This is a genomic window from Gilliamella sp. Pas-s95 (genome assembly GCF_009795795.1).
In the GTDB taxonomy this organism is placed as follows: Bacteria; Pseudomonadota; Gammaproteobacteria; order Enterobacterales; family Orbaceae; genus Gilliamella; species Gilliamella bombicola.
Genome location: NZ_WTFC01000002.1, coordinates 42,423 through 57,330 on the forward strand (window position 1 = coordinate 42,423; position 14,908 = coordinate 57,330).

Consider the following 14,908-nt stretch of genomic DNA (forward strand, 5'->3'; position numbering starts at 1 on the left):
AAATTAGATATTAGCTGCTAAAAATCCGCCGCTTTGATGTTTCCAGAGTTGTGCATATAATCCATTTTTCATAAGTAACTCTTGGTGTGTTCCTTGCTCAATGATTTTTCCTTGATCTAGTACGACTAATCTATCCATTGCTGCAATGGTTGATAGCCGGTGAGCAATGGCAATAACGGTTTTACCTTCCATCAAAGTGTATAAGCTTTCTTGGATTGCTTGTTCAATTTCAGAATCCAGCGCACTTGTTGCTTCATCTAATAATAAGATAGGAGCATTTTTTAGGATAACGCGAGCAATTGCAATACGTTGTCTTTGCCCGCCAGATAATTTTATGCCTCGCTCACCAACAAATGCGTCATAGCCAGTTCTACCTTTTGCATCAACTAGTGTTTGAATAAAGTTATCAGCATGTGCTTTTTGAGCTGCTTCAATCATTTGCTCTTCGGTTGCGTAATTGTTACCATAGAGCAAGTTCTCTCGCACTGTTCGATGCAATAATGAGGTATCTTGTGTCACCATACCAATTTGGGCTCGTAGGCTTTCTTGGCTAACAGTCGTAATATCTTGTCCATCAATAACAATCTTGCCACTTTGTAAATCGTAAAAGCGAAGTAATAAATTGATAAGTGTTGATTTACCTGCCCCTGAACGACCAACTAATCCTATTTTTTCACCAGATTTAATTGTTAAATCTAAATTTTCAATGACTGAATGACTCTGTTTTTTGTCATAGGAAAAATAAATGTGTTTAAATTCAATTTTTCCTTGAGTAACATTAAGTGATGTTGCATTGGGTTGATCAACAACTGTTTTAGTTGCTGAAAAAGTATTAATACCGTCTTTAACAACCCCAATATTTTCAAATAGGGCAGCCATTTCCCACATGATCCAGTGTGAAAAACCATTTAAACGAAGTGCAACAGCCGTTGTTGTTGCAATTGCACCAACACCAATGAACTGATTTATCCATAACCACAATGCAACGCCTGTTGTGCTTAGTACTAACAAAATAGACAATAGATGATTAACAATTTCAAAACTACTGACTAGGCGCATCTGTTTGTTTACTGTAACTAAAAACTCATCCATTGATTCTTGCGCATATTTTGCCTCATTGCCTGCATGAGAAAATAGTTTTACGGTCATTATGTTGGTATAGGCATCAGTCACTCGCCCTGTCATCGTAGAACGAGCATTAGCCTGCATACTAGCGACTTTACTTAATCGGGGAATAAAATAATACATGGCAATGCCATAAATCAGACACCAACACATAAATGGCATTAATAACCAAATATCTAATTGGCCGATGATTGTTGCCATAGTAATAAACGAGATTAGGACATAGATGAAAATATCTGCCACTAAGAAACACGTATCGCGAACCGCTAGTGCTGTTTGCATGACTTTTGCTGATATTCTTCCAGCAAATTCATCTTGAAAAAAGCGCATACTTTGGTTAAGTACTAACCTATGTAGATTCCAGCGCATTCGCATTGGAAAATTTCCTGCTAGGCATTGATGTTTAATAATAGTTTGTAGTCCAATGATAATTGTACTGGATAGGATGATTAAGGTTAATAGTATTAATGTTGTTTTTTCTTGTTGCCAAAATTTGCTAGGTTCAATAATCGCAAGCCAATCAATAACTTTACCGAGAGCTGCGTATAAAAAGGCTTCAAAAGCTCCACCTAACGCGCTAAAAATAATTAATAGTAGTAAAAATAAACGAGTTCCTTTAGTTGATTGCCATATGAAACTAAAAAAATTTTTAGCCATAGGACGAGGTTCATCTGTCGGATAAGATGACACCAATTTTTCAAAAAATCGATACATGTTAGGCCTAATTAATAATAAGATTATTTATTGATAATATTATAAATAATATAGAAAAAAGGAGGTAATGCAAATAACTATAAGTTATTTTTACACTAATATGCTACATGAAATTTAAAAAACATAAATTAACTATTTAGCTGTTATTATTTAAGTTATAAACATCAAAGAAATTAGTAGGGAATAAAATGTTTAATATTCCCTCGTTTTTTTATTATATCTCGAAAGTTGATATATAGCGATTAAAGACATTAATAAATATCTTTAATGATAAGTACAACACGACCAACAATATGGTATTTATGAAAGTCTGCTTTTGGTACTTCAATTGTAGGGTGTTGGCTATTGTTACAAATTAACAGCCACCCATCGAGAGTTAAACGTACTTTTCTTAAGAAAGTAATATCTTCATATTCAATTAAATAGATTGCTCCATCAACGATATCACTCACTTCGGTGTTAAGGATTAGACCGTTATTATTTTTTATTTCTGGTGACATTAAATCACCTTTGGCCCAATATATAATTAATTTTTTAGCATCTAAACCACGGTGTTTAACCCAACCTTCAATAATAGGATAATTCATTACCGGAGGGGTTTCTCTAACAAAACGTTCTTTTTGTGCCTCTTCTTTTGTTGGTAGCTGTTTTTTATAAACAGGAATACGATAAATATTTTCATTGTAAACATCTTCATCATTTTTGGAGTCTACAAATTCTAGTCTATGTCCCGTAGCAAGCCAATTAAAAGAAACATTACATTTTTCAGCAATAACTTCTAAGCGTGTCAGTGATGGGTATGTTTTTCCCGATAAATAATCTCGGATTACTGTTTCTGACATATCACATTTTTTAGCGAAAGCAGAAACAGATAAACCTTGCATTGAGCTATGTAATCTATCTTTGAAAGTTTTAACATTATTATTTTTAATTGTGTTCATCTTTGACTCATTATTTCTTGCATAAGTTGATTGATTATAGTGTATTTTAAAATAATTTTGTACACATCCATAATATAGAAAATTAATGAAATTCTTTTTATTTTTTTGTTTCTGTGAATTGTTTAAAAAAACATAACTTGATGTTTTTCTGTTTTTGTTGCGTGCTTTTTCATCCTTATTTGTTTATTTTAATGTTTATATTTATTTTTTCAAGTTAATGTTGATATTGATCAAATGTTGTATTTTTTGTTTATTTATTTGTTTTTATTTAATTTGTCTGTTTTTGGTTATGCTGTAGCTAAATAAATTAAAAAAATAAAAACGTTGACTAATGAGAAAAAAAACGGATAATAAGAAGGGTAAGGATTTTTCATTGTTTTCTTTCCTTATATTCCTTATATTTCATGTTGGCCTGTATAGTTTTATACAGGTCTTTTTTTTTGTTCTTGAACTATTCATGAAATCCCATCATAAAAAGAGTATAATAATATGCTATAAAATCTGTTTTAAGGCCTATCCTAAATAGAGACTTGTATTTATTGAGAGGAGTTTATTATGTCTTTTAGTATTCCACATCTTTTAGTGTTTCTTGCTGTAGTTATTTTATTATTTGGTACCAAAAAATTACGTAATTTAGGTTCAGATCTTGGTTCAGCATTGAAAGGCTTTAAAAAAGCGATGAATGATGACGAAGTGGAATCAAAAAATGATGATAAGTTAGATAATAAATAGATGTAATTATTGGTATGAATATTCAATTTGATGTGGCAATTGTAGGTGGAGGGTTAGTGGGGTTAGCGACAGCCTGCGCACTTAGTCAATATGCACTAAACATTGCAATTATAGATGCTAAAATTCATCGGCATGCATCATTGTCACATAGTGAAATAGGTATTAGAGCCTCAGCTATTAATGGCGCAAGCCAACGGTATTTTTCGCAAATCGGTATATGGGATGATCTGTGCGCTAGTCGACGTGTACAAGAGTTTACCGAAATAGGTGTATGGGAAAAATATGGTCAAGCTCATTTGTCTGCTCATGCTAAAGATTATGGTTATTCAAATCTTGGATATATAATCGAAAATAATGTTATTTCTCATTATCTTTACCAATATGCTAAAAAGTGTTCCAATATTCATTTTTATAGTTTTGAAGCAATTGATTGTACATTTAATGACGATTTTGCCTTTTTGACACTTGCAGATAAAACTGTTTTACAATCTAAATTAATGATTGGTGCAGATGGTGCTCATTCTTGGGTACGTAGATGCAAAAATATTCCTGTTTTTGAACGCGATTATCTTCATCATGCTGTTATTACAACTGTTGAAACTGAGTATCCACATCAATCTTGTGCTAGACAAGTGTTTTATCCTAATGGGATTATCGCTTTTCTTCCGCTTTGGGATGCCAATAAAAGTTGCTTAGTTTGGTCGACTAAACCAGATAATGTGGCAAATTTAACCACGCTTTGTGAATCTGAATTTTCAAATCAATTACTAGCGTTAACGGGCGATAAAGTAGGCAAGTGCCAATTAATTAATCCGCGCATGGTATTTCCATTAAAAGCGCGTTTTGCAAAACAATTTGTTAGACATCGCTTAGTTCTGATTGGTGATGCTGCACACACTATTCATCCTTTAGCTGGACAAGGCGTGAATTTAGGGTTTCAAGACTCCGCTTTATTAGTTTCGACCATTGAACAATTAATTGATACACAAAAAGATATTGGACTTGTAAATAATTTAAAGTCATTTGAGTTTAACCGTCGTAAAGATACGTTAGTGATGCTCACAGCCATGAGAACAATTCAAGATATGTTTAATGGTGATAATGTGCTGAAAAAGACATTAAGAACCATTGGCATGAATGCTATTAATCACAGTTCACTATTAAAAAAACAATTGATCAAATACGCTATGCATATTTGATTTAGGTTAACATTTAGTTAATGTGATTTTTGTCAAAAAGTTTCAAGTAGAAATGAGTTTTAGTATAAAAAAGCCAGCACATGATACCTAATATTGCTAAAGATATGCTTGCAATGATTATCGCTATCCATCCGTAATGACTAAATAAATAGGTCGAACCCACAGATCCTAGCATTCCGCCAATAAAATAGCATACCATATAACCTGTATTCATTCGGCTGCGTGCTTCGGGTCTGATTTGATAAATAGCATTCATATTCGACACATGGGTAACTTGTACGGCTAAATCTAACAAAATTACGCCGAAAATTAAGGCGAAAATTGAATATTGCGCTAACGATAGGGGTAACCAAGCTAACAGCAATAAACATAATCCAATAGTGGTTGCAATAAAACCTTTGCCTTTGTCTGATAATTTTCCCACTATTGGTGATCCCATTGCACCAGCCGCACCAGCAAGTCCAAATAAGCCAATAATAAAATCAGAATAGTGGTATGGTGCATTAGTTAGTAAGAAAGCAAGAGGTGTCCATAATAGTGAAAATAATGCAAACGATATAATGGCTAATAGTGAACGAATTCTAAGTGCTGGCTCTTGTTTATATAATAAAGCAATCGACCATAACAGCTTAAAATAATTAATGTTAATATCGCAACGGTAACTGGGTAGTGAAGCCCAGAGTAATAGCGTCACAATGGCCATAATACCTGTTGCAATCCAATACACATCATGCCAATCGGCAATGGTTGAAATGGCACCCGCAAAGGTTCGACCCAATAAAATACCTAGTAACATACCACTCATTAATGTGCCCACGATTTTACCACGATGTTCTGGTCTTGATAATGTAGCTGCAAAAGGAATTAAGACTTGTGCTACCGTTGAAAATAACCCTGTCATAGCTGTGCCTATTATAAGCATTTCTATATTTTGAGATAAAGCGCTTACCATAAGTCCACAAGTGGATAATATCATTAAAATAATAATCAATCTTTTACGCTCTAGTTTATCACCAAGTGGTGTGATAAAAAGTAAACCCACAGCATAACTAAATTGTGCTGCCATAATGATTGATCCTGCATTTTCTACTTTTATATGCAGATTATTTGTAATCGAATGTAATAGCGGCTGAGCATAATAATTGCTAGCTATAGTAATACCAATAGCAAATGCCATTAAAAACACTAAGTAGCCAGATAAGCTTTGATGTTGTTTGCTTTGCATAACTTAATAGAGTAAAAAATAATGAGTAATTATATACTAAAAATAATGTAGATTCTGATAAATAGGCGTTAATAATTTGTTTGTTTTAATAAGTTATAAACAGGCGTTGCTAAGCCTATTTTTGCATTGTCAGAGTTAAGATTATACCAATAGCCACAAGATTCATCCCAACATTTTGTATAATTAGTGATAACACAATGGATAGGAATAATGTCTAAGTGAAAATGGCTAAAGGTGTGGCGAAAAGCAACAAGTTGCTTTGGTTTTGTTGTTTCAATGCCTTGTTTTTTTAACCAGTCAGTTAATGCTTGCTTACTTGAAAACTGAGGTAAACAATATAGTCCTCCCCAAATACCCGATGGTGGTCTTTTTTCTAGCCAAATAGCTTGATGATATTCAAGCATTAAAAAATAGGCTGTTTTTTCAGGAATAGTCTTTTTAGGTTTTGGGGCTGGATATTGTTGCCAAGTTTCATTTTTATAGGCAAGGCAATGATTATGCAATGGACATAAAGTGCACTTAGGTTTAGTGCGAGTACAAACCATTGCGCCAATATCCATCATGGCTTGATTAAATTTTGCAACCTCTTTTTGAGGGGTAACTTGCTCACTTAATTGCCAGAGTTTATTTTCAACAGTTTTAATACCCGGCCAGCCTTCAACTGCAAAATATCGGGTTAAAACACGTTTTACATTGCCATCTAAAATTGGATAATGCTGATTTTGTGAAAGTGATAAAATTGCTCCTGCAGTTGAGCGCCCGACACCGGGTAGGGCGATGACATCGTCAAATTGTGTAGGGAACACGCCATTAAACTGTTCGGCAATCATTTGTGCTGCTTTATGTAAATTCCGTGCCCTTGCATAATAACCAAGTCCTGTCCAAAGATGTAATACATCGTCAATTGGTGATTTTGCTAGGTCAGTTACCTTGGGAAATTGTTCAATAAAACGGTTAAAGTAAGGGATTACCGTTGCAACTTGAGTTTGTTGCAACATCACTTCTGATAACCAAACGTGATAAGCGCTTTTTTCGATTTGCCAAGGTAGCGATTTTCTACCGTACAGTTCATACCAGTTAAGTACAGCTTGCGAAAACTGTTGCATAGTCATAGTTATTTACATTACAGCAACAATGGAATCACTTGGATAGCATCCGAGCACCTTGGTATATAATGTCATTGTTGCTAGTTCTTTGAGTGCTGTTTGCATTTCATAAGAATGGATATTGCCTTGCAAATCAATATAAAACATTTCTTCCCATGGTGTACCATGAATTGGACGCGACTCAAGTTTAGTCATGACGATATTATGATTACGTAATACTAATAGCGCATCAACTAAAGCACCTGCTTGTTGACCGGTCTTCATTAAAATTGTGGTTTTAGCTGGAATTTGATCCGAAACCTCAATAGGATGACGAGCCAGCACAATAAACCGAGTAATGTTTTCTTTTTGATTGGCAAAGTTATGTTCAAGGACTTGCAGTCCATATAATTCACCGCCATCTTTATTACCCATTGCTGCAACATTAGGTTGATTCAATTTTGCAACAGTTTCCATTGCTGACGATGTACTATCGCAGTATACAATCTTCCAATGTGGATAGCTTTCTAGAAAGTTACTGCATTGTTGGAATGGTTGTGGATGGCTATAAATGGTATCAATTTGTTCAATTTTTGAATTTGGCCCGGCAAGAACACAATGATCAATAGGTAAAGAAAGCTCACCAATAATGTGTAAATTGGTTTTTTGCAGTAAATCATAAACTTCATTAATTGAGCCCGAGCTAGAATTTTCTATTGGTAAAATGCCATAATCTACAGCACCATTTTCGACTTGTTCAAAAATGTCTTTAAAGGTTGAACAGCTTAATTCAATCATTTCATCTAAATGAGCGCTTGCATAATGGCGTGCTGCGGAATGAGAATAAGATCCTTTTGGCCCTAAAAAAGCAACTTTGGCCGTGACAATAGTGCCGCGATTAAGTTTTTCTTGTAAGATTTTTTGTTGTAATAATACAGAATCTTCAATAATTAATTGATATAAGCGTTTAATGAATAGATCATCAAGATGGTAATTTTTGCCTTGATTGATTAAAGCTTTTATGAGTAAACGCTCACGCTCAATATCACGTACTGGAATGTTTGCTTCAATTTTAGTATAAATTACTTGCGTTGAGAGTTTGCGACGTTCAGCAATAAGTTCTAATAACGTTTTATCTAGCTCATTAATCTTATCTCGTAAAGGTAATAAAGGGTTTGTAGTCATTTTTATTAAATATTTAAAAAAAGATAGTTTGTATTATAACAAGCAAAAAAATAAAGGCACCATTAAAGTGCCTTTTTATTAAATTGAAAAAATAAATTAATTAAATTTCTTCTTCTAATATTGCATCTTTTATACTGTTAGCCGCACGGCGAGCTTTTTCTTTATGTTGCAACTTATTAAGTTGTTTTTCAAGTTTATCAATAAGATCATTAATTGCGGCATACATATCAATATGTTTGGCAGATGCAACTAATGGCGTTCCTTTAGTGGCAATTGTTGCATCAACAATAAATCCGTCAGGTTCTTTGGATAAAATAAAATGAGGGTTGATTAGTTGCGCTCTCCATTTATCTAATTTCGAAAACTTATCTTCTAGATAGCTACGAATAGCAGGGGTAATATCCATTTGTTTACTGGTAATATTTAAAGCCATAGTTGACCTCCGCTTTTTATCAATAAATCTAACCTTTTTAAAATTGTTATCACTACATTGGCAAATTATTTTATTTTCGTCAATAAGATATTTATTATTGTTCACATTTTTGTGAATTTAATTTAAAAATAGATTCTATTAATTTGCTATTGCATAACAGTGGGGCTGAAACTGATTTTACTATATACTGTGTCAATAAGTATTTAGTTTATTCTGCGTTATAAGATATTTTCAATGAATGAGGATAATGTGAGTTATTTAGATAATGTAAAGATTGTTTTGGTTGAAACATCTCATACAGGTAATATGGGATCTGCCGCAAGAGCAATGAAAACAATGGGATTAACGAATCTTTGTTTAGTTAATCCCGTCATCAAGCCTGATTCTCAATCGATTTCGTTAGCGGCAGGTGCGAGTGATATTATTAAAAATGCACAAATTTTTTCGTCGCTTGAACAAGCCATTGCTGATTGTACTTTAGTGATTGGCACTAGTGCCCGCTCCCGTAGTTTGCAATGGCCACACTTAACCCCAAAAACATGTGGTGATAAGATTATTCAAGAAGCAACTAAGAGCTATGCCCAAGTTGCTTTGGTGTTTGGGCGTGAACGTGTCGGTTTAACGAATGAAGAATTGCAAAAGTGCCATTATCATGTTGGCATTCCTGCTAATCCTGATTATAGTTCTTTAAACCTTGCCATGTCGGTGCAAGTTTTGTGTTATGAAATTCGTATGTCAATGTTAAACCTTGAAAATAACATATCAGAGCAAAAAAATGGGAATATGTCAGAAACTGAATTTCCTATTGATGCCGATATAGAGCGTTTTTACCAGCATTTAGAACAGACTTTATTACACACAGGCTTTATTAAGGCCAACCATCCAGGGCAAATTATGGGGCGTTTACGTCGATTATTTACACGTGCACGTATTGAACAACAGGAGCTGAATATTTTGCGAGGTATTTTAACTTCGATTGATAAAACGTTACAATAATCACAAAAAATAACACCCTCGGGGTTGTGGGTGTTATTTTTCAATCGACAATGTTTAATGCGCTATTTATTCATCAAACTTTTTATTTTGATAATATTAACTTTTTTTCCGCCATGTTGTACCATTCGCGCCATCTTCAAGCACAATATTCATTGCATTTAATTTGTCGCGAGCTTCGTCGGCTTGTGCCCAATTTTTGCTTGCTCTGGCTTCGTTTCGTTGTTTAATTAACGCTTCGACTAATGCAATATCAACATCATCTTGCTGATTACTTTGTAAAAATTTTATGGGATCTTGCTCTAATAGTCCAAGTACTGCTGATAAATAACGTAATTCAGCAGCTAATTCATTAGCAAGTGACATATTATTATCTGCTTTGGCTTTATTTATTTCACGAGCTAAATCAAAAAGAGTTGAATAAGCTTCTGGCGTATTAAAATCATCATTCATTGCATCACAAAATTGGCGATAATAATCGCTGTCAGGCGTCATGTGTGGATGAGTTGGATCCGTATCTCGTAGTGCTGTATAGAGTCTCTCTAGTGCCATTCTTGCTTGCTTTAAATTATCTTCACTATAGTTGAGTTGGCTTCGATAATGGCCTGATAGTAAAAAGTAACGCACTGTTTCGGCATCATAATGTTTTAATACATCGCGAATTGTGAAAAAATTATTGAGTGATTTTGACATTTTTTCTTGGTCTATCATAACCATGCCGGAATGCATCCAATAATTGACATATTGACCATCATGCGCACAGGTTGATTGGGCAATTTCGTTTTCATGATGTGGGAACATTAAATCTGAGCCGCCACCGTGAATATCAAAGTGATTACCTAACTGATAACTATTCATCGCAGAACATTCAATGTGCCAACCTGGGCGACCTTTACCCCACGGTGAGTCCCAACTTGGTTCATTCTGTTTTGACATTTTCCATAACACAAAATCCATTGGATTACGTTTAACATCAACCACATCAACACGAGCGCCAGCTTGTAGCTGTTCTAAATTTTGTCGCGATAAAACACCATAATTAGGATCACTGTCTACTGAAAACATTATATCGCCATTATCGGCAATATAAGCATGGTTTTTGGCAATTAATTTTTCAACTAATTGGATGATTTGTGGCATGTGATGAGTAGCACGTGGTTCTATATCAGGGCGTTTTATATTCAGCGCATCAAAATCTGCATACATTTCTTGTAGCATTCGATCGGTAAGTTGCTCGCAACTCTCGCCATTTTCGAGTGCACGTTTGATGATTTTGTCATCCACATCAGTAATATTACGTACATAAGTTAAATCATAACCTAAAAAACGTAAATAACGGGTGACAACATCAAATGCAACAAAAGTACGCCCGTGACCAATATGGCAAAGATCGTAAATGGTTACTCCACAAACATATAGTCCAACTTTATTTGGGATAATAGACTGAAAGACTTCCTTTTCTCTAGTTAATGTGTTGAATATTTTTAACATTATAATCTACAAGTTGAAATTGATGGGTTTAAGTAAATAATATAACAAAATTCTGGGTATGACGAAATTACTTATTACGAACTTTGAACTAAAAAGGATGATATATCTAAGCGTATAAAACTTAAGAGTTAGTTAAATTGGCGGGAAAACCGCCAATCTAACGGGAAATAAATTATTTTTTTATGTGGCGATAGATATAAATGAGTATAATCGAACCAAGTACTGAAATTAACAAACTAGGAAAGTTAAAGCCAGTCACACTACCCCAACCAAAGAAGGTGCTAATATAGCCACCAACTAAAGCCCCTGCAATGCCTAATAAAATAGTTTTAATTACACCTACACTTCCTAGTGGCATAAAAAACTTAGCAATCCAACCGGCAATTAAACCTAGAATTACCCAACTTAGAATACCCATAGTAATTTCCTCTTGTTATTGAAATTAATTTTAGTTTACTTCAATTAATTAAAAAATCTAACAGAAGTTAATGTTCAATGTAATAGCTTTAATCAATTAATTAAGAGTAATAAATGATATTGAAAATATATTAATAAGTAGTACTGTTAAAGAAAATAGAGATGTAATCTAAAAACTCATTACATGAATAAAATCTTTTAATTTTATTTCTTTTAATAATGTTTTGCTATGTTTTCGTGCTTTTAACATATATTAGAGTAAAGATAAGTGGATGATTAGAAATAAGTATAAGGGAGATTAAATCTCCCTTATAAAATTATTGTTCAAAAATCGCGTTATGTAGAATTTTAATAATTGATTCTGCGTCATTGCTTTTTGCTAATAGGCAAAGATTGTGAGTACTTGCCCCATAACAGCAAAGTCTAATAATAAAATCATCTAATACACCAAACACCTCTTTTGCTATCCCTTGTGTTGAAGTTAGGTTATTTCCAATAATAGCAATTAGTGCTAAGTCTTCTTCAACTGTGACATGACACACGGTTGATAGTTCATCAAATAATGCTTTTGTTAATAAACTGTTACCGTTAGTGTTAGTGCCTGTGGTATCAATAGTTAATGCGATACTGACTTCTGATGTTGTGACTAAATCAACCGAAATATTATGTTTGGCTAATATCGTAAACACATTAGCTAGAAAACCTTGTGCATGTAGCATGTTTAAACTTGTAAGTGTTAATAATGTTTGTTTGCGACGTAGTGCTAACGCTCTAAATACTGGTAATTTAGATGTAATGCTATTAGTGTTGTAAACAATAGTTCCTCCTTTCTGCGGTGCCTTACTTGAACCAACAAAAACAGGGATATTGCTACGCACTGCTGGTACAAGTGTAGCTGGGTGTAGTACTTTAGCGCCAAATGTAGCCATTTCGGTTGCTTCAGCAAAAGATATTTCATCAATACGTTTAGCCTCTGGTGTAATACGAGGATCGTTAGTATAAATTCCTGCAACATCAGTCCAAATGTCAATTTGAGTGGCATTTAATGCTTCACCTAATAACGCTGCGGTATAATCGCTTCCCCCACGGCCTAAAGTGGTGGTTTTGCCAGAACTTTCACTACCGATAAATCCTTGTGTTACAATGATGCTATGACTGTTTAGTGATTTTAAATGCGCGCAGCAAAGCTGTTTAATATCTTCAATTTTAGGTGTGGCTTTACCAAATTTATCATCGGTGCGCATAACTTTACGGACGTCAAACCATATGGCATTTTTTTGTTTTTCTTTCAATATTTCGACAAACAGTTTTGAAGACATAATTTCACCGTGACTAACGAGCTCGTCTGTTAATGCAGATGATGTAGCCAAACTTGCGGCTTCAGACAAAGAGGCTATATTAGCAATGATTTTGTCAATTTCAGTTCGTAGTTCAATATTTTCAGGTAATTGTTCTAAGATGTTGTATTGGATTGATTGGATTTTGGCAATATGTTGAGAGCGAACTTCGGCATTACGACCTTCAGCTAATGCGACTAATAAATTTGTCACGCCTGCAGAGGCCGATAGTACCACAACTTTTACGTTAGGGTTAGTTACTACAATATTGGCACTGTTTACCATTGAAGAGTAATCGGCGACGCTAGTGCCACCAAATTTAGCAATTACGAATGATGTTTCCATGGATTCCTCATATTAAAAATTTTTATTTTTAACAGAGTTAGAGCGGGTGTGTTCTATTTACAATTAAAAAAGTACAAACCATGAAGTGCTCCACCTGTTAAGGTGACAACCCAAGGGATTCAGCCCTTGCAGTCGATTTGATTGCTTCTGGATAGGTAATCAAACCTCGGCATTACATCCCCTCAATCATTTATTAATGGTTCCAGTCCCTAAAATGATTTACCTGAGTAATGCGCCTCTTCGTTTTGCAACTTCTGTAACGAAGTCAGCGTTATATAAGATTAACGATTTTATTAATTGTGTCAATAGGTTAAATGTTAAAAATTATTAGCTGTAATACGGGGAAATTGCAACCACTATAATTCTCGTTCAAACAATTCGATAATGGTTTGATATAATTTTTTTACTGTACACTCTTTAGTTGGTGTACTAAAAATTGTATCGTCTCCAGCAATTGAACCTAAAATACCTTCTGATTTACCAATTGAATCGAGTAATCGAGCAATGAGTTGGGCTGCACCTGGGCTGGTGCGTATCACCACCATTGAACTATTAAAATCAATATCAATCACTAAATTTTTCAATGGACTACTTGTAGTTGGTACGCTGATTTCAGCAGGTAAACAATAGACCATTTCGGATTTTGCATTGCGAGTTCTCACTGCGCCAAATTTGGTTAGCATACGTGAAACTTTTGATTGATTGATATTATCAAAACCTTGTTCTTGTAGCGCTTGTACGATTTCTACTTGCGAACTAAACTTCTCTTGAAGAAGCATCTCTTTAAATATTTTAGTGAGATTAGCTTGTTTCATAATATTCCTCGGCTTTTACTTTGTTACCGTTTTTTCTAATACATGAAGTTATAATACGTATAATAAAATTTTCTTGTTATTTAAACAAAAATAACTCCAATTATTTTAAATGCATCAATAACAATTATTGTATACATAATTATGCATTAAATTTGTATAAAATTAAAGTGTTGATTTAATTGCATCTTTAGGACGAAAAGACTTAACTATTTGATCATGGGTTTCAATGTAAGGACCTTCTAATAGCTGTATACAATAGGGGATGCTGGCAAATATACCATTAACAATTACATTTCCTTGATTGTCTTTAACGCCTTCAAGTGTCTCTTTGATTGATTTTGGTCTACCTGGTAGGTTTATGATTAAACACTTTTTGCGAATAACACCAATTTGCCTTGATAAAATCGCGGTTGGTACAAAATGCAAACTGATTTGACGCATTTGTTCTCCATATCCTGGCATCACCCGATCGGAGATCGCAAGTGTTGCATCAGGTGTTACGTCTCTAATTGCAGGACCAGTGCCTCCGGTGGTTAAAATTAAGTGGCAATGTAGATTATCAACCAGCTCACATAATGTTTGTTCAATGACAGCTTGCTCATCAGGAATAATACGCCTTTCGGTTACAAAAGGTGTTTTCAATGCAGTTTGTAACCATGAAACTAATGATGGAATGCCTTCATCTTGGTAAACGCCACTTGAAGCTCTATCTGATACTGAAACTAACCCAATTTTAAACATGCTACTTATTCCTTCAACGATAAAGGCACACAGCTCGAAAATTAAAACTACACTGTTTGTGCCTAATCAATAATAATATGCGTTATGATTTTACAATGATAATTTATTCGCATTGATATAAATAAAATTA

At 34.1% G+C, this 14,908-nt stretch carries 14 protein-coding genes and 1 riboswitch; of the genes, 3 read left to right on the forward strand and 11 right to left on the reverse strand.

What is annotated here, in order from left to right:
- Positions 1–3: 3 nt before the first annotated feature.
- A complete protein-coding gene (locus tag GQ598_RS00895; RefSeq protein ID WP_160401939.1) occupies positions 4–1,839 on the reverse strand; it encodes an ABC transporter ATP-binding protein in 1,836 nt (611 codons plus the stop codon).
- Between the two features lie 251 nt (positions 1,840–2,090).
- Positions 2,091–2,780 (reverse strand): helix-turn-helix transcriptional regulator, encoded by a 690-nt coding sequence (locus GQ598_RS00900; protein WP_160401940.1) that lies wholly within the window; start codon positions 2,778–2,780, stop codon positions 2,091–2,093.
- Positions 2,781–3,335: 555 nt separating this feature from the next.
- On the opposite strand from GQ598_RS00900, the gene GQ598_RS00905 reads away from it, so the two are divergent.
- On the forward strand, positions 3,336–3,512 hold the full coding sequence (locus tag GQ598_RS00905; protein ID WP_065637331.1) for a Sec-independent protein translocase subunit TatA: 177 nt from the start codon (positions 3,336–3,338) through the stop codon (positions 3,510–3,512).
- A gap of 14 nt (positions 3,513–3,526) precedes the next feature.
- Positions 3,527–4,711: an FAD-dependent monooxygenase gene (locus GQ598_RS00910; protein WP_160401941.1), complete on the forward strand. Its 1,185-nt coding sequence runs from the start codon at positions 3,527–3,529 to the stop codon at positions 4,709–4,711.
- 13 nt (positions 4,712–4,724) lie between these two features.
- On the opposite strand, the gene GQ598_RS00915 is transcribed toward GQ598_RS00910, so the two are convergent.
- The 4 genes from GQ598_RS00915 to raiA form a co-directional block, all read right to left on the reverse strand.
- Entirely contained in the window at positions 4,725–5,936 is a 1,212-nt protein-coding gene (locus GQ598_RS00915) for an MFS transporter (RefSeq protein ID WP_160401942.1), read from the reverse strand.
- A 68-nt stretch (positions 5,937–6,004) separates the two neighbouring features.
- Complete coding sequence (gene mutY / locus GQ598_RS00920) at positions 6,005–7,048, reverse strand: A/G-specific adenine glycosylase (protein ID WP_160401943.1); 1,044 nt, start codon at positions 7,046–7,048, stop codon at positions 6,005–6,007.
- A gap of 6 nt (positions 7,049–7,054) precedes the next feature.
- Positions 7,055–8,206, reverse strand: coding sequence for a bifunctional chorismate mutase/prephenate dehydratase (gene pheA / locus GQ598_RS00925; protein WP_160401944.1), 1,152 nt, complete (start codon positions 8,204–8,206; stop codon positions 7,055–7,057).
- Positions 8,207–8,306: 100 nt separating this feature from the next.
- Positions 8,307–8,639 (reverse strand): ribosome-associated translation inhibitor RaiA, encoded by a 333-nt coding sequence (raiA, locus tag GQ598_RS00930; protein WP_160401945.1) that lies wholly within the window; start codon positions 8,637–8,639, stop codon positions 8,307–8,309.
- A gap of 234 nt (positions 8,640–8,873) precedes the next feature.
- Here raiA and trmJ point away from each other — a divergent pair, with 234 nt between their 5' ends.
- On the forward strand, positions 8,874–9,635 hold the full coding sequence (trmJ, locus tag GQ598_RS00935; protein WP_160401946.1) for a tRNA (cytosine(32)/uridine(32)-2'-O)-methyltransferase TrmJ: 762 nt from the start codon (positions 8,874–8,876) through the stop codon (positions 9,633–9,635).
- Positions 9,636–9,731: 96 nt separating this feature from the next.
- On the opposite strand, the gene cysS is transcribed toward trmJ, so the two are convergent.
- The 5 genes from cysS to mog form a co-directional block, all read right to left on the reverse strand.
- Complete coding sequence (gene cysS / locus GQ598_RS00940) at positions 9,732–11,123, reverse strand: cysteine--tRNA ligase (RefSeq protein ID WP_160401947.1); 1,392 nt, start codon at positions 11,121–11,123, stop codon at positions 9,732–9,734.
- A gap of 172 nt (positions 11,124–11,295) precedes the next feature.
- The gene (locus tag GQ598_RS00945) at positions 11,296–11,541 is read right to left on the reverse strand and encodes a GlsB/YeaQ/YmgE family stress response membrane protein (protein ID WP_160401948.1); all 246 of its coding nucleotides are present in this window, start codon (positions 11,539–11,541) and stop codon (positions 11,296–11,298) included.
- 316 nt (positions 11,542–11,857) lie between these two features.
- Complete coding sequence (lysC, locus tag GQ598_RS00950) at positions 11,858–13,222, reverse strand: lysine-sensitive aspartokinase 3 (RefSeq protein WP_160401949.1); 1,365 nt, start codon at positions 13,220–13,222, stop codon at positions 11,858–11,860.
- Positions 13,223–13,297: 75 nt separating this feature from the next.
- A riboswitch (Lysine riboswitch) is annotated at positions 13,298–13,471 on the reverse strand.
- 107 nt (positions 13,472–13,578) lie between these two features.
- A complete protein-coding gene (gene argR / locus GQ598_RS00955) occupies positions 13,579–14,037 on the reverse strand; it encodes a transcriptional regulator ArgR (RefSeq protein WP_160401950.1) in 459 nt (152 codons plus the stop codon).
- Between the two features lie 162 nt (positions 14,038–14,199).
- The gene (mog, locus tag GQ598_RS00960; protein WP_160401951.1) at positions 14,200–14,778 is read right to left on the reverse strand and encodes a molybdopterin adenylyltransferase; all 579 of its coding nucleotides are present in this window, start codon (positions 14,776–14,778) and stop codon (positions 14,200–14,202) included.
- Positions 14,779–14,908: the final 130 nt, after the last annotated feature.